Source organism: Cytobacillus depressus, from assembly GCF_008923245.1.
GTDB lineage: Bacteria > Bacillota > Bacilli > Bacillales > Cytobacillaceae > Cytobacillus > Cytobacillus depressus.
This window is the reverse complement of record NZ_WBOS01000003.1, coordinates 92574-116307: the sequence shown is the minus strand read 5'-3', so window position 1 is coordinate 116307 and position 23734 is coordinate 92574. Positions and strand designations below refer to the sequence as shown.

Here is a 23734-nt window from a genome sequence, read left to right as displayed (position 1 = left end):
ACTACTTAAAGTAATCATCGACTAACATCCTCGTGTTTCTCTTTAAGAGTTTTTATCAGTTCTTCAAAATTATCATTAAATCTGTTTAATTCGTAATCATTATTATTTTTTGCGGTGTTATCACCTAAATATCTTATAGCACTTGAAATATTTGAAGCAGCAATTAATATGCATATACTTAAAATTACTATTGCACCAGTTAAAGATAATCTTATTTTTTTATCGTTCAATTCTATTCCCCCCTTAATACAGACTACCACATATTTCCTAATGATTGTTGAACTATTCTGCACCGTTAGCACAACAAGAAAAAAGATGCTGCCGCTGCAACACCTTGTTTAACTCTTGCACCTGTTACTTGAATAACAGCAATTCTTTATATCATTAAGTCCGTTATTAATCACTAATATTTTTGTCTTTATTTTTAGCATAAATAATCCAATTAAGTATGACTAACCCCAAAATTATTAGAAACATATATGAAGAAATAATATCTCCGCCTAAACCTAATTCATCAGCTATGTATCCTAGGATAATAAGATTAATACCAGAAGCAATTATAGAAGTTACCGCAAGAATAGCCAGTGTAAATCCATTAACAATGTTTCGTTTTCTTTGTACCAATAAAATAATGGCCACAACAATTAAACTAATTATAAAAGTGATAAAAACTAACCTTGACCAATCGTATATATCTAACCCTTCCATATTCATCCTCCAAAGCTTTCGACTCTATCTTATATTACCATAAAAACCCATAATGTTTATTTAACTATTCTGCTCGTTAGTTTAAGTATAAACCTTCACAATCTCTACTAAGCTCTAACATACATATCCAAATTTCTTTTAAGTGTTATTCAATTAAATGGCCCGTTTGTTGAAGAAACAAATGCTATTTATTGTGTTTTTGTGGTGAAAACTTTGATGTTGTAGTAGTAAATGAGGTCATATAAGAGGGCTAATAAATAAAAAGTACACCACTAATAAAGTGATGTACTAATTTTATATTATGTGTGACATTAAAGATAAGTAAGTATTTTCATAATAAAAACATACATTCACTTATCTTTAATACTACAAAGTAAGAAGGGCTATTCTTTTATTAGAAAAGATGATGTCTACTGCTCATTCATTCGTGATATTCAATTAGATATGAAGTAATTTATTTATTCATTTTACTGTTACAAGGGTTCTAAACCCGCTCAATATAACTCCACCCTTCATTCACCAGTAATCTCTCGTGAGCTCCAACAGATAAACTTGCTATAAGCTCATCCTTATCGTTTAAAACACTTAATTTAATCAGCATTGATTCAATATCTTTGAATTGTATTTTCTTGGCATTTGTTAACCTGACGCGGTTTACAAAGAGTTCAGAATCCGATAATGAAACCTCAACCATATTTGTCAAATTCTCAAAAGTAATCTCTTTCATCTTTGCCTACCTTTCTTATCGTGCGGAAATCTTATATGTATTTTATTAATTATAATTTGTTACTCACTTTCGTAAATTATCCATTTTAGAAGAAGAATCTCCCTTAACAAAAGTGGCATTTGACCCTTCCGATTATAACACTTTTCTAATAGTACTCAATTAAGTACAATCTAACAGTAATATCCTTGTAAATACCCTAATTAGACGTTTGCCAAACACCAAAAATAAAACAGTCCTGGTATGGAGGGCTGTCATAGATAACGCAAATTTAGAAATTGTGCTTTCTAAGAGCTTCTTCGTATAATTAGTGACTTTGAAAATATAGGAGACGCAAAAACTAGTTTATGGTAAACACCACTACATCCATATTTAACTGCCTTCACCATCCAAACCAATGCGAACATACATATTAATCAAACGTTTGATTAAAGCCCTTAAGACCATGTGGCTCAACCATTTCAGCCTTTTCAATCAAACGTTTGATTAACTATTTTCCCCGCCTCGAGACAAATCTTCCACCCCCCTGTCCTTTCCCACCCTAACCACCTATATAGCAAGTAAAGGGTGGTGCATTTAAATGAATTTAAAATCAGGCAATATCAAAGAGTTTGCGTCTTTTTCGCGGTTTAAGAGTCTTCCGGAGTTTAATACGCATATTGAAATGTGGATGGCGGTTCATAAGGACAAGTTCACGAAAAGCGAATTGGTTGGACTTAAGCGACTGATCCGCTTTGCCGCAAAATTCCCAGGTGTGTGCAATGCAAAAATCGGCACGATGTTAAAAGCTATTCATGAGGAATACAACGGAAACGGCATTTCCCGCTCCACATTTAAAAGAATGCTTGCCAAGGTAGCAGAGCTTGGCATGATGACGGTCTATGAAACGGAAAGGAAAAATGGTTCTCAATCGAGCAATCTGTACGTATTTAATCGTTTCCCTAAGAGTGAACTACCTAAAGAGGAAAAAATGGACCACCATAATAAAACTAGCAATCTTTCTAAAACTAATATTAAAAATAAAAATAAACGTATCGTAAACGAATCGCTAGACGATACGTATACAAGTGATCGTATTCCTAGTGAATTCATTCAAGTCGTGAAGTGCTTTTTTCCTCATGCTAAAAAGATAGAAGAATTTTGGAGAATGGCAACAATTGCTGCCTATCGCCATAATTGTGAGAATGATTTAGGCCAGCTAACGACACTTGCTATCCATTCATTTAAGCAGCTGATTCGCAAAATGAAGACAAGTGTTAGAGTTGCTAAACCAACCGCTTATTTCTATGGAATCTTACATAAAAAGTTACAGGAGCTCTATTTTGAAGAGCTATTTGACATGGGCTTTTCTACAGAAGGAAAAAGCTCAAGGCATTCGTCCCATGCATCGACTTTTCTTAAGCTGTTCGAAACAACGAACCTGTCCCAAAACAGTGTCCTTACACAATGGAAAAATTAACGGTTTGTCCACGGCGGGTGTCTGACACCTTGTTGACAGACACCATGTTGACACCTTTTGATTGATAATTGTCTTAACTTGCTGTTTTTGGGGTCGATGTTCCTTTTTGATGCGTATTTTTAATGTTTGAGGGTGTTTTTTCGCTCCAAATTGGATTTTTGGCTGTTCGATGGAACATTTGCTTTCCTCTATGGTGAAGGTACCCGGGAATACATGGTAAAGCGCGCTTTCCGAAGGGGAACCCTAGGATGGAAAGCTTTGAGCAAGTATCGAGTCAATACACGCCAATGATTCACAAGATTATTTCGTCGTTGAACATTTATACGAACAAGGATGAGTTCTTCCAGATCGGTCTAATTGGTTTATGGGAGGCTCATCAACGGTTTGATCCGGAAAAAGGGAATTTCATGAATTACGCTTATACGTTTATCAAAGGAAGACTGCTTACAGAGATGAACCAATCGAATCGGCATACAGACAGGGCCGTCATCGTCAAAGAGGAATTTTGGGAATATATTGAGGATGAGCTCAGCTTCTGCCCATTGGAGGAGGATATTTTGCTTGCCTATTGCCAGGCGGGCGGCTTGACAGAGCAGCAGACAAAGTGGGTTCTCTATACCTTTCTCAAGAGCTTCACTGTTAAAGAAATCGCTGCTATGGAACAAGTATCTTTATCGGCTGTGAAAAACTGGCGGGCCGCCGCAAAGAAAAAGTTTAAAAAAGCTAGGGAAGAAAATCAGATTTTTTAAGTTTTAATGGGAATCAAGAGAAGTTTTCTCTTGATTCCTACGAAAAAATAAAAGATTCATAAATTTTTCACAATTTGATTTCACAATTACCCTTTACTATCTAATTATTCTGAAAACCTTATAGAATAAGGATTTTTTGATCATTTACCTTGATCAATACGACTGGATTCTACAAAATATCATGACCCTTTTGAATATTCCTTTACAAAAAGAAATATTCAAGGACCTTTTAACCACTAAAAATGGTATCCTAATATTATATATAGTTCGAAAGGAGGATATTAGAGAAAAGTGCAATCCAGTACAAATCAGATTAAAGATAAGATACCGAATAATTAAAGCTGCGTACATAGAAAAACCTAGTTTTCGAATGTCAGCTCAATTCAAAACTAACAGTGTGTTAGAAAGCAACACCCAAACCCACGATTAATCACCCTCAGCGTTCTTAAAACAGCGTTTGACATGACATTTTATTGAGTGAAAGAAATTGAGAATGATGTGCACCGAGCACGGATGGGTAAAAAGAAATCCGAGTAAGCCAATTGTTCATTAGAATAATTTACATAAAGGAGCCGATTTACTTGTTTATGCGAAGTCAATATACCATTAACAAAGATTTCAAGTACATGAAAGGATATCGTGATCGACACGGGAAGTTATGCACCCTCGTTAAGGAAACGGAAAAGACATTTATGGTCGACAAATCACCTCTTGAAATAATCGACGATAGTATAGTGAGAATTGGGTATAATTTAAAAGGCGCCATGGAAACTTCGAAAAGGCTACTGGGCAATATCTATCATCACCCTGTTTTGGTCTGTCCAATTCAGAGAATTGTCTTGTTTCCTACTCAATCAGCTAAACATGAAGAATGCATCTGGTTTAACCCCAACCACATCAAGAGAACCACAAGCCACAAACGCCAAACATTTATCACGTTCAGTAACGGTAAAACCAAAATCATCCGAGCGAAGCTTTGCTCCTTCAACAGCAAATTGCAGATAGCGGAACAGCTAGAAAATATGACAAGAGAAAATAGGGTTTCATAATCTAAACGATGCGAATCACCAGCGTGAGTAATTACGCGTTTACATAGCTAGTTTTTATTATTTTTGGGAGTGCACTGTCACTCCCAAAGTAAACTTTTGTGCTTAGTACGGGGGCCAGACACCAATTAACTTAAGGGTTTATTCATATTCAATCAAACGTTTGATTAATAAAAACACTTGAGAAGGCCAAATGTCAGCTACCAGTAGGTAAGGGTATGAGAATAGCTGATACATAAAAAAGCCCCCTGCAAAGGCTATTAAGCTACTGCAGAGAGCTAGTGAGTTAATCGTTCTATCTACTTATACATGAGAAGAAAGAGTCTTTTCCTTTTCTCTTTTTTTCTCTTTTTCTTTTAAAACATAGCTTAGTAAATCCAATGAGATACGGGCAGCTACTTGTCCAGTCATACCAGTAGGATCATAAGGTGGTGCAACTTCAACTAAATCAAACCCGATTACTTCGCCTCTTTTCGCAATTCCTTGCAACAACTCATTCACTTCATCATAAAGTAGGCCACCAGGAGATGGTGTTCCCGTTCCAGGCGCGATGGAAGGATCGATACCATCAATGTCAATGGTTACATAATATTTTTCACCTGCTGGAATTTGCTCCAGCACTTGCTCCAAGCCCATTTTTCTCATTTGGCGTGGAGATAAAATGACACTTCCATATTCTCTTGCAGCATCAACATCTTCTTTTTTACTGCTGCTAATACCACGAATCCCAAACTGGAATATTCTCTGTACATGATCCAACTCAGACAAACGGCGAATACAGTTTCCGTGGCCATAACGCATACCTGAACGGTGATCAGCCCAGTCTAAATGGGCATCTATTTGAATGACATGGAATGGTCCTAATTCCTCCAATCCTTTTCCAACTGCAGCTGTGATGGAATGATCCCCTCCTAATACGACTGGCATGGCACCTTTAGAAACAATCTTTCGAATCGCCTCTTCGGTGTTTTCATGACATTGCATAAGATCCCCATGAACCATATCGACATCGCCACAATCCACAACTTTCCAATCTGGGCCAAGATACATGATATCGTTTTCAATATCATAGGCACCATCAAGACCGAAGCTGTACAATGTAGAACCTTCACGAATTCCTCTTGGACCCATTCTTGCTCCAGACTTCCATTGTGTACCCATATCATTAGGTACTCCGATTACTGCTACATCCGCATCCAATTGATCAAGATCAGGGCATACTGGATATTTTCCAAAAGTAGAGATTCCTGTAAAAGGCAAGTTCAAAATTTGTTTTTCATCATGTTTTACCATCATTTTTTCCTCCTTATAATCTCAAATTCTACAAAATTATTAATGCAAGTTTTGTACCAACTAATTAGTTATTTTTAAAAAAGTTTAAGAAAAGATTAAATATTCGCTTCTACATGGCACCGCCCTGCCGAATTCTGAAATATCAAACTATTAAAGAGTTAATCTTGCTGGACAACAAGTTTTTTATTTACTTGGATCGCTTGTACGGACTTTTCCTTCCCTTCATCCGGTTGAATGGTTTTCGATACGAAAATCATTGCTGGAATGGCAAAAACTAAATGGAATAAAATCCCGATTGATGCGGCAACGTGGATACTGCCTACAGCTTCCAGTACACCGTACACTGCTGTCGTAATGGCGATTCCAAAAGAGAATCCAAGCGAACTTGCCATCTTATAAATTCCGGAAGCTGCACCCACTCTGGCCTCAGGAATATTCATGACCGCTATATCTATCGAAGGCGTTGCGTACATTCCAAGGCCAATCCCAGAAATTAAAAAGCCTGCAAATACAACAATGATATAAATTAAATCCGGTAAAAATGTCATAGCTGTCATACTCATGCCTAACGAGGCAAGGAAAGTTGCTATAAGCATTGGCCTTCTTGCACCCATTTTTTGAAGCATTTTCTCTCCAACTCGAATCATCACAACTACTGCTATGACGTTTCCGATCGTAAGTAATCCTGTTTGAAAAGAGGTAAATCCCCGTGCCAATTGAATATACGTATTGGCGACAACGACAGTGGCTGCAATTCCATTTTGCAAGAAGTTTGATACAACAGCTCCCGTGTATGCTTTTGTTTTAAAGAGGGAAAATTCAATAAATTGATGCTTCTTTTTTCGTTCAACTGCAAAGAAAATGCCGATTGTTGCTAATGCACCACCAATGAGGCCGAGTGTTAACGGACTTGTCCATCCAAAGTCTTGACCGCGTGTCACAATCATATTGAACATCAACATCATGATGATAAAGAGAAAAAAACCGGTGAAATCAAATTTCTCTTTACTTTGCTCATCTGCTTTGCTCTCTTGAATATTCTTTAGTAAAAACATCGACAATAGAGCAATGCCAATGGAAACGACAAAAATCCATCTCCATCCCATATATGTAGCAATGGCACCACCGACTAATGCGGTTGATCCACCACCACCCCATGATCCGAAGGACCAATAACTAAGAGCCCGCTGTCTGTCTTTACCTTCAAAGGCTGACTTAACAAGTGCAATGGTTGCTGGCATAATACAAGCAGCTGAAATCCCTTGAATCGCACGGCCGATAATTAATAATGTGGCGCTTTGTGAAAAAATAATCAACAAACAGCCGACAATACTCAAAGTCAACCCAATATAAGTTAACTTCTTACGTCCTGCCCGATCAGAAAGTCCGCCAGCCGCAACAATAAAGAGGCCAGAAAATAATGAAGATAAACTTGTGGAAATATTTAACATCCCCAACGAAACCCCTAAATCTTTTTGAATTGCTGGGATAATATTAATCATGGATTGTGCAAACAGCCAAAATGTAAGGACAGCAAGAACGATGCCGACAATAAATATATTAGTGCTTTGATTTTTTCCCTCCATCATATCCCTCCATTATAGAAATCTAGTTTGTAGAGTTTATAGAAAATCAAAACGAAGTGCACAGCAACCTATTAAAACGCTTTCATTTTTTGATTAGATTTCCATTTTCCCTTCATTAACCAAGTACCTTTCTTGCGAAAACATCTTCTAACTTGTTTGTTTTATTCGTCCATCATTATGTCCAATGCCTTCATTATGACTTCCGCTGTTTTTGATTTATTTCAATTTCATTTACATTCGTTCATCCCACCTTTTTGTTCTTCGAAATTTCACTTTATTTACTTGCAAGGATCATGCCAGCTAAAAATCTAAGAAAAATAGGTTTTGTTAGTCAAAATTGACTATATCCTATCAACATATTTTTGTATTTTTCGGTTTGCGGTTGATTGACTAATGCCCAATTTTTTACTCAATTTAGTGCTGCTGGGATATTTCTTGAACATCTTTACAATAAACTCTTTTTCTACGCTATCTAAGTATTCATTCAAAGTCATATCTTGCTTATTCTTCTTGGATGACTCTCCGTATGTTATATCCTCAACGATCTCAAGGTCAATTTCTTTTGTTCCTGTCGTTACAATTAATTTCTCAATAAAGTTTCGTAATTCCCTGACGTTTCCCGGCCACTCCTGCTGGCTGAGCCAGGCAATCATCCCCGGAGTAAAATGCTTATCCATTCCGTACTTTGTATTGAATTCTTCCGTCATTTCATAAATTAATGGTATCAGTTCCTCCTTGCGCTCTCTTAGAGGCGGAATCGTCAATTTAATTACGTTAATGCGATAATACAGATCCTCTCTAAATTTTTGTTTATGGATCATTTCTTCCAAGTTTTTATTGGTTGCACAAATAATTCTGCATTTCATCTCAATTCTTTTACTTCCACCGACTCTCATGAATAAATGGTTTTGTAAAACGGATAATAATTTCACTTGAAGATTCATTGGCAGTTCACCGATTTCATCCAGAAAGAGAGTTCCTCCCCCGGCACTTTCAAAATATCCTTTCTTTCCGCCCTTTCTTGCCCCCGTAAAAGCTCCATCCTCATAACCAAACAATTCAGATTCAATCAGGGATTCAGGTATGGCGCCGCAGTTTATTTCAATGAATGGTTCACTTTTTCTTGGTGAAATTTGGTGAATCATATGTGCCAGATGATTTTTTCCAACTCCTGACTCTCCATCCAAAAGTATAGTAATCCCTAAACTTGCAACTTTTGACACCATGTCAAGCAGCTTTTCTGTTGTTTTACTTTTTAGGAAAAAGGGTTGGGTTGCTTGTTTTTTCAACTCTGCTATTTCTTCCTGGTATGCTTGTATGGCTATTGCCACCTGTTCATTTTCCTTTTTAAGATATTCAAATTCTGTAATATCTCTGGAAAAACTGACTGCTCCGATCATTTTATTTGTCTCGTCAACTATTGGATATCCCGATATAATCAGCTTTCTTTTATTCTTTGTTTCTTGAATAAGGGTTTCATTCTTTTTATTTTTTAACACATTTACAATAACAGACGGGGAAAAAACACCTTCTTTTTCTAACTTAAAGACATTCTGACGAATCATTTTCTCGTGTGGAATTCCAAATAATTTTTCAGTAGATTGTCTAGCATATACAACGTTTCCCATGTCGTCGGTAATAAAGATTTCATCGAAAGAATGTTCTAATATTTGATTTAAAATTTTGTAAGCGTGTTCATTCAAATTCATGCCCAAACCCCCTAATCATATTTGATTATATATTAATCAAATATGATTAATCTTTCAAATATTTAGTTAAATCATCGTGATTATGCATTGAATAGATTATTGCTCTTTTTGAATGAAGTAAAAGGCAAGGAAAAGAAATCTGTATTAACAATACTGTCGTATATATTTATAGAAAAACCTTCAATTAATATAGGAAGAAATATTGCAACTATAATGTATAGTAGTATCGATAAAGGAAACCTAAAGCATAAAACTATTAATTGAAGTATAGTAGGACGATAATGTGCAACAAAGATAACACCTAATGAGGTGTATTTTCTATGTCTAAGTTCTCTATAAAATAGGTTACGACATAAGATACGTTATTTTTTGTGTCGAATAATACTAAAACATTCCTTTTTATTACCGAAATACTATAAGAGGAGATGTATTATGAAAAAGTATATTTTGAAGTACATTGTTTCTTTTTTGTTAGCTATTCTTATCGTGGGCTTTGCAATAATTGCTTATCTTATTACTAAAAATCTAATAGCTGCTATTGGAACTGCTACCTTTTTCTACACAATAAGCAAGCCAATACAAGAAGATTTAGAAAAATTGACACAACCAAAAATGAAATTAAGAGTTGTAGCGATTTATGAAGACAAGGAAGCTCTGTTTGCTGAAAAAATTAATGAAAAAATAGATGAACTGATAAAAGAAGGTAAATCCATTGAAGTAATCAATGTTTTATCAACAAAACGAGCTGTTATTCAATATAAAGAGAAAAAATAAAAATTGGAAGATTAGTAGTAGTATTTACTAATTAATTGTAAAGTAAGGCATCCTTACAGGGTGTCTTTTGTGCGTTTTGGGACGTTACTGTGCAGTAAGTAGTCTTATATTTGGATGATATTTTCATGTGGAAATTTAGCATTTTAAAAAATTATAATTATTTTAGAATGATAGTAATTTTAAAATATTAGGAGTAAGCTACTGATGACAATTATTAGCCAACATTTTAAAACATTACTTAGTCGGATAAATCAATTTATGATATACAGCCAAGGAAATATTTGGTTTAGAGGTCATAGCAATATTGGAGTAGATGGTGATCATGTAGACTATAAATTAGAATCTACTCTTTTTAGACTTTATAACGACTTAGAGTATATTAATAGGTTAGAAAATAATTATATATATGAATTTATGACAAAGGGATATAGTATTCATAAATCTAAAAATGAGTGGGATTTGTTATATACAATGCAACATCATGGTGTGCCTACGAGATTGTTGGATTGGACAACTTCACTTTCAACTGCATTGTATTTCGCATCTCGCGAATGGAATCCAGACAAGAATACTCCCTGTATTTGGTTGCTGAATCCAGCAAAATTAAATAAGGCCTTAATTGGAGATAATCATCTAGTCTTACCGACTGGTGATTATTTTAAATATATAAATAAAAATGGATTGTCTTCTAGAGCTATTGCTCCAATTTACAATTCAAAACGGTTAATAGCTCAACAGGGGCAGTTTACTCTTCAAGGAAACATTTTGGAAGGCTTAAAAGAGGAGCTCTCTAAAACGGTAGAATATCATGACGATATCCTTACTAAATTAGATTTAAGTGCTGATATTTTTAATGACGTTATATCGTACTTACACATGAATGGTGTTAATGACTTTACAATTTTTCCCGATTTAGATGGATTGGCTAGAGTTATAAAAAAGAGAAAAAGCATTTTCGATTAAGGGCTACTTCCAGGGCTCTTTTTTTGTTTGAAAGAAGGTGATTAAATTGTACCCAAAGGTATTGGACATAAATAATCAATTAGTGGCTGTACTTGATACAGCATATAAAATCGGCTACACCAAAATAAAGAACAACTTGTGGACTTGTCAATTTACGATGGTGCTAAAGGATAAAAAGAATGTATACATCAAACCAAAGTATTTTATTGAACTATACGATCATGACAGGTACATTGGGAAGTTTATTGTTAATCCAAAAAGAACCATTAAAAACGAATCAACAAATGAGATCACTTTCCAATGTGAGCACGTCTTGAGCCTTTTACACTCAGATGTGTTTTTTCGTTATCATCAGTTTTCTAATTTTATAACAAAAGATTTTAGAAGGATTAATGCCATTGCACTATGTGTACTTGAGCTAATTAGTATTGCAGAAAACGGAGTAAAAATAGGAGCGGCAATTCCTAGGTTTATCGTCAACATATTATCAAGTGCTAAGGATAAAACAAAGGAAGGATGATAAGAAATGATTAAAATTTTTATCGATCCAGGGCACGGTGGAACGGTTCCAGGAGCGGTCGGTAATGGCTTGCTTGAAAAAATGTTAACCTTAACAATCTCGCAACGCATTCGTGATATGCTGAACCAATATGAAAATGTACTTGTCAAATTAAGCCGAGAAGACGATCGAACATTATCCTCAAACAACGTACCGATATGGCTAATGCATGGGGAGCTGACTTTTTATTATCTGTCCACATTAATGCTACACCGGGCGGTTATGGTTATGAAGATTTTATTTATCCCGGCTTAGGTGGAGCAACTGCGGCATTCCAAAATGCCATTCATGAAGAGATTATGAAACAAGTAGATTTTTCCGATCGTGGAAAGAAGCAGGCAAACTTTCACATGCTTCGTGAATCAAATATGCCAGCATTACTCACAGAGAATGGGTTTATAGATCATGCTGGGGATGCAGCTAAACTAAAGCAAGCCACATTTATTGACAGAATTGCACAGGGGCATGTAAACGGTCTTGTTAATGTATTTGGATTAAAAAAGAAGGAAGAGGTAAAAGTGGCAACAGCCTCAAAAGATCAAACAGTAAGTGAATGGGCAAAAGATGCTCATAAATTTATTATCGATAATAAATTATCGGATGGAACTAGACCAAAGGATGCTGTTACACGTGAAGAACTGTGGGTAATGATGCAACGGCTATATAATTTGTTGAAAAAACAAATTATAAAAAGCCCCTACTCATTGAGTAGGGGCTTAAAAGTAACATATTGATGTAGCTTTTCAAGTTTGCATATACCTCTAATATTTGACTTATCATAGGTGTAATGCGCATAACCATCTATAATAGATAAAGTATCAACGGATATCCCATGAAAGATTCCAGTTAGTTTTGTCTTCTTTGTTTTAATCAAGAGAAAATGTAACTGTTCCTCGTTTTTAACATTTTTTAAATGTTCGTTTAGTGTTCTATAATCCATCTGCAATCCCTCCTACCTATTCATTAGTTGTTTGGGTAAAAAGTCCTTGTGACAGATTTATGACTTAAATCTTTTTTATAATAAATCAGCAAAGCACGAAGATTGCGTCTGTTTTAACCCATTCCACATCAAGAGAACGTCAAGCCTCAACCGTAAAACATCCATCATGTACAGTAACGGGAAAAACAAAATCATCCCAGCAAAGCTATCCTCCTTCAACGACAAATTGAAGCAAGCCGAACAGTTAGAAGAAATGACAGGAGATACGTGCTTCATGATCTTGAACAATCCAAACGACACGATATTCAGCAGCAAGCATCAATACACGTTTATAGAAAATTTTGAGATGGCCTTATGTATCTAACCAAAAGGCATCTGAAAGTCTAAAAAAATTAATCAAACAATTGATTAGTTCCTGACCACCAAGCACAAAAAACACCGCAAAAGGCGAACGTTTATATTAATCAATCGTTTGATTAAATCCCCTTTAAGCCAAGCAGGGCAAGCATTTCAGCCTTTTCAATCAAACGTTTGTTTAAAATAGAAGCACTTTATCACGACTACTCATCCAATGTGAACAAACAGATCAATCAATCGTTTGATTAATGCCACCCAGAGTCACATAGGACAACGATTTGATATCATTATCGAGCATGATAATGCTGTATCTAAATCCTTTAAACAATTAAAACTGTGACACCTTATCCTAGTGAGGTCTTGCATCAGTTTTCAAATGCATTAACCTCTACTGAATCATTTACATAGACAACGTGCTATTGGCGAATTATTTTAACGCCTAATTTCTTACGAAGACGACATTGCTTTTTATACTCTTTACTCGCTCCATTATTCCCCATAATGGTCAAAGATGTCGCAAATTCATTCTTATTGATGGATTGGTATAAATTGTTAATTTTCCACTTAACATAATTTGCAAAGTAAAAAGTAAGAACTAATCTATCACACTGAAAGTTTCTATTTGCTACAAACCAATCAACCAAACGTTCAACATGAATTGCATCTGCCATAATGAACGCTCCATTAAGATATTGGGCTGAATCAATAATTGTATCAACTGTTTTGGTTGCTGACATAACACAACTTGCGCCTAAATGGTCATAGTGCTCTTTCCCTTTATACTGAATAGCAAATTTTTTTATCATCGCAATGGCTTCATCTGTATAGGTTTGAATCTTTAGTAAATCTTCTGGTGTAAGCTTAGTTACTTCATCCATTTCTGATCACCACCCTTTCCTTTTTTTATCAAAAATAAATTGGATTGAGTATATTAGGGGTTCTAATATTCAGAAAATAAATTCCGTTGTTATTCTATCAATTTAATTAAAACGGGGAGTTTATTCCTATTGTCGCGAACTTATCACTCTATCAATTCAAATCTGAAGCAATAGGTCTTCATTGTTTATTACCTCTCCCCTAAATTACGCAGGTCAAGCATTTGATTTATTAATGAAGGATTTATTAAGTTGAATCTAAATCCTTTAGTCAATTAAATCTGTAAAAGTTCAGCCTAATGGGGGACAGTCACCTGACTTCAGCACATACTAATTTATCCACCACCAACAATGAAAATATGTTTTTTCTTTTAATCTCCCAAAAGTTTTTGCTTTAGTACGTTAAAACTTTATCGATTGTGGGGACGGGCCCTAGGGTTTCTGGGCGTGACTAGGCACCGATCCATAAAAAGAATAGCTCGTAGACACTCCACATAACCTTTCTCATAAAGTATTGATATGTTTTTATTTTTCTGGATGGTGACCAGCGCTCAGTTATTGAATCCTTATATATAATTCTCAAATCATCACTTTACTCTCATATCCCATCGGATTCTTCTCCTGCCATCTCCAAGAATCCTGGCACATTACTTCAATCCCTCTTTCAGCAACCCATCCTAGTTTATCTTTTGCTTTTGATGGGTCCGCATAACAGATAGCTATGTCTCCTGTTCTTCTATCAACAATTCGATAGGGCACTTTCTTACCCGTAACTTTCTCAAAGGCTGCAACTATTTCTAATACACTATAACCTGTACCGGTTCCCAAATTATAAGCCATTATACCATTAGAAAACATTACTTTCTCTAAAGCTTTTAAATGGCCTAATGCTAAATCTACTACATGAATATAATCTCTTACGCCTGTCCCATCTATTGTAGGATAGTCATTTCCAAACACTTGTAATTCATTTAATTTCCCTACCGCTACTTGAGTGATATAAGGCATTAAATTGTTAGGAATACCGTTTGGATCCTCACCAATCCTTCCACTCTCGTGTGCGCCTATTGGATTGAAATATCTTAATAAAGCGATACTCCAATCATTATCCGCTACATATAAATTTCTTAAAATTTCTTCGATCATTAGTTTCGTATGACCATATGGATTTGTTGCACTAAGCGGGAAATTTTCTTTAATAGGAACCTGATCTGGTACCCCATATACAGTTGCTGATGAACTAAACACCAGGTTTTTCACCCCATATTTCTTCATCACATCACATAAAATCAATGTCCCTGTGAGATTATTATGATAGTAATGTAGTGGAATTGATACAGATTCTCCAACTGCTTTTAATCCCGCAAAATGAATAACAGCCTCAATATGATTATTCAAAAACACCTGTTCTACATTATTTCTATTAAGTAAATCTACTTCGTAAAACTTAAAATCTTTACTTGATATCTCTTTTATCCTTTGTAATGACTCGGGTTTACTATTTGAAAAATTGTCAAGTAAAATAACTTCATAACCAGCGTTCAGCAATTCTACGCTTGTATGACTACCAATATAACCAGCACCGCCTGTTATTAATATTGCCATTTAAGTGAAGCACACCTTTCATTTACTATTTATCTTTCTCTCTTGCAATAACCCAGAGGAAAAGGTATAAAAATAATAAAAAGGTTTAGCTATTTATAAATAGCTAAACCTTTTTATTAACCCGAACTTTAATATTTAATCTGTGAAATTTTGTTCCGACTATTAATATTATTTTAATTCACAGTGTATATTTAGAAATATCCCATCTATCTCTTATACTTCCATTAAATTGGATGGTATACCAAGCACCCACATTTTTGTGAGGGACCAGTACTTTAACACAGTAAAGCTGGACACTTTGGCTGAGCAGGCGCCCCTAACCCCAGATTTCCCACTATATCCTCCTAATAATTATTTCTATTCGTTAACCCAATAATAAAAAATAGAAGACCTCCAAATTGAATAAGAGATAAATATATCCACAATCATGTACTTGTACTACCAATCTACAGATACCGAAAAAACTCAAGTAGTAACAGGCACTTTAACCGAGTTAGTTGAAATTCCTTCTTGAATTACAAATTTGTATCAGTTATACCATACTAATCAATTAATATTTCATTGTAAATTTCTATATACTCATTTAAAACATTTTTTATTAAATATGGCTGAACTCTCTTAAATGCAGAGTTCCCCATTTTTTTTCGTAAAGATTGGTCTTTTAGTAAATCTACAAATGCATTAATCAGACCATTATCATCTTCAAGTTCAATGACGTATCCGTTACTGTTATGTGTTATTAGATCTCTAAGGCCTCTGGTATCTGTTACAACACAAGGGAGTTTATTCTCCATTGCTTCCATAATGCTTTTTGGTAGTCCCTCTCGACGTGATAATAGGCTGACTATATCGGAAATCCTCAAAATTTTATTTACATCTTTACGATACCCTAATAAATATATATCCCTTAGATCGTCTCTTATAATCATATTTTCAATTTCAGAACGCAAATTGCCATCACCTATTAATAACAGTACTGCTTCTGGAATTTGTTCTTTTATCTTTGTCCAATTCCTTATTAAAAACCTATGATTCTTATTATTATTGATTTCTGCTATATATGATATGACGACTGAATCATTGTTAAGGCCTAAAGTGTGTTTAAAGTTTTTTTTATCATCCTCGTTTAGAATTAGGTTATCTTCTTCTACACCGACTCCATGGACATATTTAACCGATCCTTCATTATATCCCATTTTTAATGCCCTATAATAATCTTCGTAGTTAATCGTTATTACTCTGTCCGTCCAATATTTAGCTATATATTCTAAGGGAAAATAAATTAACCAATTTATTAATGGAGCACCTTTGTAAAAATGAAATCCATGAGCAGTATATATTAAAGGAATCTTTTCCGAGAAAAAATTAGCTAATCTCGTAATAAATGCAGCATTAGGAGTATGCACATGTATCATTGAGAAATCATGGCTTTTTAACAATTTGATTATTTGACTAAGTCCTTCTATTGTTTTAATAGTAAATGGAGAACGAGGTAAATCTATATCTATACATTTGGCCCCTTCTTCTTCTAATTCAGTTTTTGCAGTATTTACTCTTTTACTATGGTTACTCGCAATCCAAACCTCATATCCTATACTTTGAAGAAATTTAATATAGGGAACATGGAATGCTGTAAAATGGCTGTATACTGAAGCAACTAATAATACTTTTTTTTTGCTCTCTATTATTATCTTATTCATAATTGTTCCCCTTTTCTAATACTAAAGAATAAAAATGTGCCCTCTTTTCATTGAGTACTTTTTCTGAATAATTTAGAGCTGTTGAATAATTTTCACGCGAATAATTATTCATTTTATTATTGTCAGTAATCAATTCAATAATCTTATCTGCCAACGAATTAGGATTCCTTGGTTCAACTAAACAGTTTGTGTTTAATACCTCTGGTATACCTCCAACATTTGTTGCTATACAAGGTAAAGAAACAGCCATCGCTTCAATTAAAACACGTGGCATACCCTCTACATAGGACGGCAAAATAAATAGGTCGTAATTGTTTAATTCTTTTTGCAGTTTTTCACTACCCGGTATCATCCCTAAAAATATTACATCCTTTTCTAGCGATAACTCTTTAACTTTAGATTCAAATACTTGCCTATATTGCCCATCTCCAGCAAAATATAATTTCACATTATATCCTTTTTCTTTTAAGATATTAATTGACTCAATTTGAGTTAAATGTCCCTTATAAAAAGTGTCCATTGATCCAGCATTAATAATTTTTACAGGCTTATATTTATTAAATTGATATTTCGTTTCTTTATAGTCATTTAAAAGGGAAGTATTTAATACTACATCAGAAATTGAAAAACTTAGTTTATTTGGATTTGGCGGGTACCTTTTTTGTAAGGTATAATTCGTTACATATGAAGTAGCTTCTGCATTATAGCATTGACGCTTTAGTCTAATAAAAGAGAGAACTCTAGCAAAGGGCCTAACAATACTTTTCACATTACCTTTTCTTAGGGATTCCCATGGATCCCCACATACCTCTAAGAAATAAGGTATATTTTTGCGAACTAATTCACTCCAGCATATAGAAGCTATACGCCCAGGAACTCTTAAAATAAACGTATCAGCTTTTAATACATTATTTGCAATTACCTTCTTTATATCATTAGCTTTTTGAATATATTCAAAAGGTCCCTTATAATATGGGATTTCTATGAAAGTAACATTTTTCCCTGAAGACTCTATCCATTTTTCACTTTTATTAGTTACTTCTTTTACTCTTGCAACTACCAATACCTCTTTAAAATATATTAAGTATCTTTTCCAAAAGAAATAATCGTTCTGACCAGTAGTCCATATTTTTCCATCACTAGTTTTGAAGAACACAGTCTCCACCGCTATCATAGTTTTCATATTTAGTAATCCCCTCTTTTCTATAAGATTATTATATTAACTCTTGGCTAATAGATTTATAAAAGCCCCAAAAACATAAAAAAAAGCTATCTATAAGTAGATAACTTAAATATAATTTAGATACTTCCAAGTTAATAAGGAATGAGTAGATAATTTATATTTTATAGTGGGATTTCTTAACGAATAGACATTTAGCTTTTCCTGTACTACAATTCTTTAATATAAGTTACCGCAAAACCACTATATTTCTATAATAACTCCACTCTGAAATGTCTATAACATCATAATTAAAATGACAGGTTTTGCATTTAATAACTCTAATAAAGAGTCATTAACATTGAATGCGAACTGAAGTGCTCAACATTTAAACTTATATGACTTAATTCTCACGTATACATATCTTTACAAAAAGCACTTCCAAATGTTATTATAAAAATTTTACTAATGTAGAAAAGCCATATTAGAACTTATTGTTTACTCCTTAAAGATGTATTTCTAATTGAAGCAAGAATCCCAAGGAAGAACCAAAACATTCTAGCATTATTAATAGAAATTGAAAATGACCCTAATAAAAGAATTAATATTATACTCGCAACTATGAATTTTAATGAATTTGAATTCCTTGTAGTTAAGGGACTAAATATTACACAAAAAATATAGATAAAAAATATAGTTGCAAATATTATTCCCCATTCTGAAAATAGTTGGAGATAAGTATTATGTGCTAATACTCCTATACCACTAATATCTTCTGCCACCTTAGTATAGGTTCCTACACCTATACCAGTTAAAGGGACCATAGAAATAATCTTAAGGGCAATTTCCCACGTACCTCCCCTAGAAGATCCCCCATCATTTAGTGCATTATTTACATTCGAGGATAGCAAATCTTGAATAAATAAATTCAGGCGTTCTGCAACCGGTATAATTGCGGCTATGTTATTCATTATAGATAATATCGTTTGACTATATAAATAAAGGAATAGCGGTAAGAATATAAAAATGAAAACCTTTTTCCACCAAACAACCTTTTCATTTAATAGAAGGAATACCATCAAATAAAGGAGCAACACTACAAATCCAGTCTTCGAACCTGATAATAAGATTGAATATATAATTATTAAGATTGGAACAATCTTATATTTAATAGATGAATTGCTGAAAAAGTATGGTAATGCAGCCACCTGAATTACCGAGAAATAATTTGGATCATTAATCAATCCTTTAAATCTTGATTCCATGTAAAATAGACCCGTGTTTATATTTAACATATTTGTGATAATTCCTATTAGGCCTATAAAAACAGCAGTATATGAGAAATATTTTAACGCTATATAAATATATTCATTCTTATTTACATTGAAACCCAGAGTAAAATAAAGAAATACTATAATTATTTTCGTGTAATCTTTAATAATAGAGTAATGATTAATATTAACCGAAAATTTGTACCCTGTATAAAATGTTGCAATCACTAAGATAGATGTTGAAAGTAACAGAAAGTAGATAAGATGAGGCTTTGGAATCTGAATATTATTCGATGCCAAGTGATACAACAATCCAAAAATTAAAAAAGTATCTGCAATTGAACTATTTATGCCAAAAACAATATATGTTTGATTTAAAAATGATGAGAGTAGTATTAATAATAAAATATAAATAGAAAAGGTCTGGTTACTTTTATTATTTGTATAATTTAAAATCACTATACACACCTTAATATAAATTTTTTATTTTCTTTCAGGCAAAAAAATCATAAACTTAATTAAATATAGCCCTACTTCTTTTTTACTAAGACTAACAACAATATTAGACTTAAAAGAGTTTGAAAACCCATCGATATTAGTGTTGAATATGATGCACCTAGTATGCCTAATGACTTAATAAAATAAACACTTGAAAGTACAGTTATCAAGGTAACCAAAGTGTTTACCAAAGGCTGCATTTTTAAATATCTAGTAACCACAATTGATAGATTATAAAATGTAGTCAGAAAGCTAAATAGTAATGCAATACAAATAATCACAAAAGAAGTATGATATTTAGCATAGGTATCTCCATATAAAATACCTAGAATAATATCACCTTGAAATATAATTATTGCTAAAAGTATTAAAAAAATCATTATTGATAGTACAGATAACTGAATATTAATCTTAAAAAAGTATTTTTTACTCGTTTGAGCATACGCATTTGCTAATCTCGGTGCAGCTTGTAAGGAAATCGGTAAAATCAACATATTTCCTGCAATTAATATATATGATAAAGCAGAAAAGACACCGACGTCATATGTTCCAGAAAAATGGTCCAGAACATATTTAGGTATATTCGCATTAAGTGAATTTATTAATGCAACGAACCCAAGTGGATATGCCAATTTAATTAATTTAATTGCACTTATATCAAAAGTAGGATTAATTTCTCCGAAATTGCTGGTACGTTTTAAATCATAAAACAGAAATCTAATAATCATAACAATTAATAAACCTGCTACGGAGAATACAATGTTACCCGTGAAATAGTATATTGCTCCAACAAATATCATACTTAATATACCGCGGTAAAATTGCGATTTTCCAATTATGTCAATTCTATTATTTTTCTGTAAATATCCCAAACAAATATCACTTAAAGATTCAAAAAACTTAACTAACCCCATTAATACAATAACTGCAAACGTACTAACATTATCACTATAAATAAACGCAACGGGAATAATTATTATAAAAGCTAAAGTTAAATGAATAATTCTCCCGCCAAAATATTGAGTGAATGCAAACCCATTTTTACTATCGGTTGCAAGAATAGTTCTCAATTGAAAATTAAAAAAGAGCACAATCGGAGCAGTAATAGCTAAGCCTAAAGTATATATTCCCAAGTCATCTGGAGGACCAATTTTTGCAATCATAGTAACGATTATCCATTGCGAAAATGCATAAATAAGATTCCCAAATAAAGACCAGCTAAATTGTTTTCCTAATTCACTAAATTTCTTCCACATATAATTACACCTTTTGAACTTCCCATTTTTGTGGTTGCTAATAATTTTATTATGCCTTATCCAAGGATCAAAGGAGTCATCATCCCACTAAAATGAACACAACTTCATACTCAAGTATGTTTTTTTATTCGGGATAGTATAGTAAAAATACCATTTTAATAAAAGTATAGGAAATAAACTCTATTATTTTTTCGTATACTATCATTCTACATTTTAATAAACTTCACTTTTTTATTTCCAGTATTAGCGAAAAAATACTGGAATCCTATCTACTTTTCGAATTTTTTCCACAAACTAGTAATGCTAACTTACATACCTATTGTATAATGGATAAATATCCATATTTTCTTCTTCACGTTAAACCCCTCAGTTATATCTTAATTTTATTATATATATTACATACTGGGTTCTGACCACTCAGGCTAAACTATGAAATATTAAATACTCTTACAAGTATCAAATGGCTTTTGTACATCTATTAATTATAGTTTTATACTCCCCGTTTTTTTCCACAGGGATATTTTCAACATGCTTAACATTAATTATTGCCTTTCCTCCTAGAAACTGTTTACAAGCACGTTTATATTCTTCTACATTATATAAATCAGTATTACAGACAACTTTAAGTTCATATTCCATTTCACCGTGTTGAATCAGTTGGTATTTCCCTATATCGTGGAAATCCGCTAAATAATTATTTACTATCGGTGCTGTAATTATGTTACCGCTCACATCTTGAATTACATCAGCCATCCTACCTTGAAAACTAGTGAGATGAGTTATATGATTTCTATCTTGATCATGACTGATTGCTAAATCCCCAGTATCATATCTTATAAATGGCATTGATCGATTATATAAATCGGTAATAACTAACCTACCGATCTCCCCTGGTTCTGCAGGCTCATCACTATTCAGTTTAAGTAATTCGAAGTAATAACTAGCTGTGTTCAATGTAAAGGTATTACAATAGGCAGGTGTATAAGCCAACACTCCTAGTTCCTCATTAGAATAACGATTTATAACCGGGCACCCAAACATTCTTTCAAGTTTTTCTTTAGAAGAATCTGATAAATTATCTGAAACTGTAAATATTACATTTATATTAAACATACTTTCGTCATCACCTTTTTCTTCAAGATAATGAACAAAGTTTTCCATTGCTGATGCATATCCAAGAACAACCTTAATCTTCTTATCATTTTTTAATAGCTTCCTAAATGATTCCTTCTGTTCATCATTAAAATTAACAATATCCACAGCAATATAATTTTGAAGAAACACCCTTAGTTTTGATACTGTGTACTTAGATACCCATGCCCTTAAATACACATACTTATCACCTAAGTGCCAACCATTTTTATTATGAACATATATTAAGTCTGCAATTGTCCGGTTTCTTTTCTTGGCATTTTGATTTGCCTTAAACGGAACACCAGTTGAACCACTTGTTGATACCCAATGTAAATCAGCATTGGGATTTTCCTTAGACTGAAATGCGTCAAAATTCTCCATGATATCATTCTTTTTTACTACGGGAAAATTATATAAATTAGTTTCATCTATATCCTGATAATACGGAACATTTTCATTCACATACTTTAACAAGTTTGGTAATTCATTAAGACTATCTCTTTTACCATTCATTTTTTCATCAATATCTATCAAATTTTTTCTTATTTTACTTCCTTTTAAATAATCCAGAGCAAAATAACTTAATGATCTAAACCCTTTTCCCGACATTTTTCATCCCTCGAATCACATAATTCTTACCTTAGTTTTATTAGTTTGCATAGCCTAATTGCTTCGAGTTTACTAAAAAAGATATAGTTTATAATTAAAGTAAACTAGCTAAAGCTTTTTCTTTGCGGGAACTCCAACATATAAACAATTGGGTTCAGTATTTTTTGTCACTACAGCCCCGGCACTTAATACTACATTTTCCTCAATAGTTAATCCTTGTATGATCGTCGATCCTGTTCCAACCATGGAGTTTGACTTTAATGTGACATTCCCTGATATCCTGCTTCCAGGCATAACAGTTACATAATCTAACATTGACACATCGTGGCCTAAAGTCGATCCTATATTAATATGAGAATGATTACCCATCTGAAAATCTGGATTAATTACAACACCTGCACATATGATGTTTCCCTCTCCAATTTTCGTATAATTACTAACTATTGCACTTGGATGTATTAAATTTACCCACTGAACATCATTCAGTTTTCTTGAAATCCGTTTTCTTACTTCTCCATCTGCAATTGCTATAACACCAAGTATTTCATTCTGTTTGGAGTACTGGTTAATAAAGTCCGTGTTTCCGATTACTTCATAACCTAGAACTTCAGTGCCAATTAAGCTATTATTATCATCTATGATTCCTATTAGTTTATACTCTTGATTAATTAAATTTAACTGTTCGATAATTTCTATTACTTGTTTACTAAAACCGCCGCTTCCAAAAACTACCATATTCTTCATTTTCAGCCTCATTTGA

General features: G+C 33.4%; 22 protein-coding genes and 1 pseudogene. 8 read left to right on the top strand and 15 right to left on the bottom strand.

The genetic code is table 11. The annotated features are described in order from the left end of the window. Nucleotides 1-14: 14 nt before the first annotated feature. The 3 genes from F7731_RS09410 to F7731_RS09400 all read right to left on the bottom strand — a co-directional run bounded on the left by F7731_RS09410 (nt 15) and on the right by F7731_RS09400 (nt 1435). Nucleotides 15-230 carry a hypothetical protein gene (locus tag F7731_RS09410; protein ID WP_151534530.1) on the bottom strand — a complete coding sequence of 72 codons (216 nt, stop codon included), beginning with the start codon at nt 228-230 and terminating at the stop codon, nt 15-17. 166 nt (nt 231-396) lie between these two features. Next, nucleotides 397-708 carry a hypothetical protein gene (locus F7731_RS09405; RefSeq protein ID WP_151534529.1) on the bottom strand — a complete coding sequence of 104 codons (312 nt, stop codon included), beginning with the start codon at nt 706-708 and terminating at the stop codon, nt 397-399. A gap of 484 nt (nt 709-1192) precedes the next feature. Beyond that, the gene (locus F7731_RS09400) at nt 1193-1435 is read right to left on the bottom strand and encodes a hypothetical protein (RefSeq protein ID WP_151534528.1); all 243 of its coding nucleotides are present in this window, start codon (nt 1433-1435) and stop codon (nt 1193-1195) included. 577 nt (nt 1436-2012) lie between these two features. On the opposite strand from F7731_RS09400, the gene F7731_RS09395 reads away from it, so the two are divergent. The 3 genes from F7731_RS09395 (at nt 2013) to F7731_RS27265 (ending at nt 4689) form a co-directional block, all read left to right on the top strand. Then, complete coding sequence (locus F7731_RS09395) at nt 2013-2891, top strand: hypothetical protein (RefSeq protein ID WP_246197169.1); 879 nt, start codon at nt 2013-2015, stop codon at nt 2889-2891. A 248-nt stretch (nt 2892-3139) separates the two neighbouring features. After that, the gene (locus F7731_RS09390; RefSeq protein ID WP_151534527.1) at nt 3140-3640 is read left to right on the top strand and encodes a sigma-70 family RNA polymerase sigma factor; all 501 of its coding nucleotides are present in this window, start codon (nt 3140-3142) and stop codon (nt 3638-3640) included. A 587-nt stretch (nt 3641-4227) separates the two neighbouring features. Further along, nucleotides 4228-4689, top strand: a complete 462-nt coding sequence (locus F7731_RS27265) for a competence protein ComK (protein WP_425481992.1) — start codon at nt 4228-4230, stop codon at nt 4687-4689. A 300-nt stretch (nt 4690-4989) separates the two neighbouring features. Here the strand turns inward: F7731_RS27265 and speB are convergent, their stop codons facing one another. The 3 genes from speB to F7731_RS09370 form a co-directional block, all read right to left on the bottom strand. Further along, on the bottom strand, nt 4990-5979 hold the full coding sequence (gene speB, locus F7731_RS09380; protein ID WP_151534525.1) for an agmatinase: 990 nt from the start codon (nt 5977-5979) through the stop codon (nt 4990-4992). A gap of 158 nt (nt 5980-6137) precedes the next feature. Then, nucleotides 6138-7565: an MFS transporter gene (locus tag F7731_RS09375; RefSeq protein ID WP_151534524.1), complete on the bottom strand. Its 1428-nt coding sequence runs from the start codon at nt 7563-7565 to the stop codon at nt 6138-6140. A gap of 341 nt (nt 7566-7906) precedes the next feature. Further along, nucleotides 7907-9274, bottom strand: a complete 1368-nt coding sequence (locus F7731_RS09370) for a sigma-54 interaction domain-containing protein (RefSeq protein WP_151534523.1) — start codon at nt 9272-9274, stop codon at nt 7907-7909. Between the two features lie 432 nt (nt 9275-9706). Between F7731_RS09370 and F7731_RS09365 the strand changes: the two genes are divergently transcribed. The 4 genes and pseudogenes from F7731_RS09365 to F7731_RS09350 all read left to right on the top strand — a co-directional run bounded on the left by F7731_RS09365 (nt 9707) and on the right by F7731_RS09350 (nt 12304). Then, the gene (locus tag F7731_RS09365) at nt 9707-10048 is read left to right on the top strand and encodes a hypothetical protein (RefSeq protein ID WP_151534522.1); all 342 of its coding nucleotides are present in this window, start codon (nt 9707-9709) and stop codon (nt 10046-10048) included. Nucleotides 10049-10252: 204 nt separating this feature from the next. Next, nucleotides 10253-11011 (top strand): FRG domain-containing protein, encoded by a 759-nt coding sequence (locus F7731_RS09360; protein ID WP_151534521.1) that lies wholly within the window; start codon nt 10253-10255, stop codon nt 11009-11011. A gap of 46 nt (nt 11012-11057) precedes the next feature. Beyond that, the gene (locus tag F7731_RS09355; protein ID WP_151534520.1) at nt 11058-11531 is read left to right on the top strand and encodes a phage holin family protein; all 474 of its coding nucleotides are present in this window, start codon (nt 11058-11060) and stop codon (nt 11529-11531) included. A 6-nt stretch (nt 11532-11537) separates the two neighbouring features. Continuing rightward, a pseudogene (locus F7731_RS09350) lies at nt 11538-12304 on the top strand (N-acetylmuramoyl-L-alanine amidase). On the opposite strand, the gene F7731_RS09345 reads toward F7731_RS09350, so the two are convergent. Beyond that, nucleotides 12268-12510 carry a hypothetical protein gene (locus F7731_RS09345; RefSeq protein WP_151534519.1) on the bottom strand — a complete coding sequence of 81 codons (243 nt, stop codon included), beginning with the start codon at nt 12508-12510 and terminating at the stop codon, nt 12268-12270. The pseudogene F7731_RS09350 and the gene F7731_RS09345 sit on opposite strands and share 37 nt — an antisense overlap. A 55-nt stretch (nt 12511-12565) precedes the next feature. Here F7731_RS09345 and F7731_RS27260 point away from each other — a divergent pair, with 55 nt between their 5' ends. Beyond that, nucleotides 12566-12874 carry a competence protein ComK gene (locus tag F7731_RS27260; protein ID WP_151534792.1) on the top strand — a complete coding sequence of 103 codons (309 nt, stop codon included), beginning with the start codon at nt 12566-12568 and terminating at the stop codon, nt 12872-12874. A 409-nt stretch (nt 12875-13283) separates the two neighbouring features. Here the strand turns inward: F7731_RS27260 and F7731_RS09335 are convergent, their stop codons facing one another. The 8 genes from F7731_RS09335 to F7731_RS09300 form a co-directional block, all read right to left on the bottom strand. Beyond that, the gene (locus F7731_RS09335) at nt 13284-13745 is read right to left on the bottom strand and encodes a hypothetical protein (RefSeq protein ID WP_151534518.1); all 462 of its coding nucleotides are present in this window, start codon (nt 13743-13745) and stop codon (nt 13284-13286) included. A 576-nt stretch (nt 13746-14321) separates the two neighbouring features. Further along, entirely contained in the window at nt 14322-15347 is a 1026-nt protein-coding gene (gene galE, locus F7731_RS09330) for a UDP-glucose 4-epimerase GalE (RefSeq protein ID WP_151534517.1), read from the bottom strand. Nucleotides 15348-15889: 542 nt separating this feature from the next. Further along, a complete protein-coding gene (locus tag F7731_RS09325) occupies nt 15890-17047 on the bottom strand; it encodes a glycosyltransferase family 4 protein (protein WP_151534516.1) in 1158 nt (385 codons plus the stop codon). Beyond that, entirely contained in the window at nt 17040-18230 is a 1191-nt protein-coding gene (locus F7731_RS09320) for a glycosyltransferase family 4 protein (RefSeq protein ID WP_151534515.1), read from the bottom strand. The genes F7731_RS09325 and F7731_RS09320 overlap by 8 nt, the downstream gene beginning before the upstream one ends. Before the next feature lie 467 nt (nt 18231-18697). Beyond that, entirely contained in the window at nt 18698-19936 is a 1239-nt protein-coding gene (locus F7731_RS09315) for an O-antigen ligase family protein (RefSeq protein WP_151534514.1), read from the bottom strand. A gap of 71 nt (nt 19937-20007) precedes the next feature. Next, on the bottom strand, nt 20008-21231 hold the full coding sequence (locus tag F7731_RS09310; RefSeq protein WP_151534513.1) for an oligosaccharide flippase family protein: 1224 nt from the start codon (nt 21229-21231) through the stop codon (nt 20008-20010). Between the two features lie 456 nt (nt 21232-21687). Beyond that, entirely contained in the window at nt 21688-22974 is a 1287-nt protein-coding gene (locus F7731_RS09305; protein WP_151534512.1) for a phenylacetate--CoA ligase family protein, read from the bottom strand. Between the two features lie 108 nt (nt 22975-23082). Beyond that, nucleotides 23083-23718, bottom strand: a complete 636-nt coding sequence (locus F7731_RS09300; RefSeq protein ID WP_170289668.1) for an acetyltransferase — start codon at nt 23716-23718, stop codon at nt 23083-23085. Between the last annotated feature and the right edge of the window lie 16 nt (nt 23719-23734).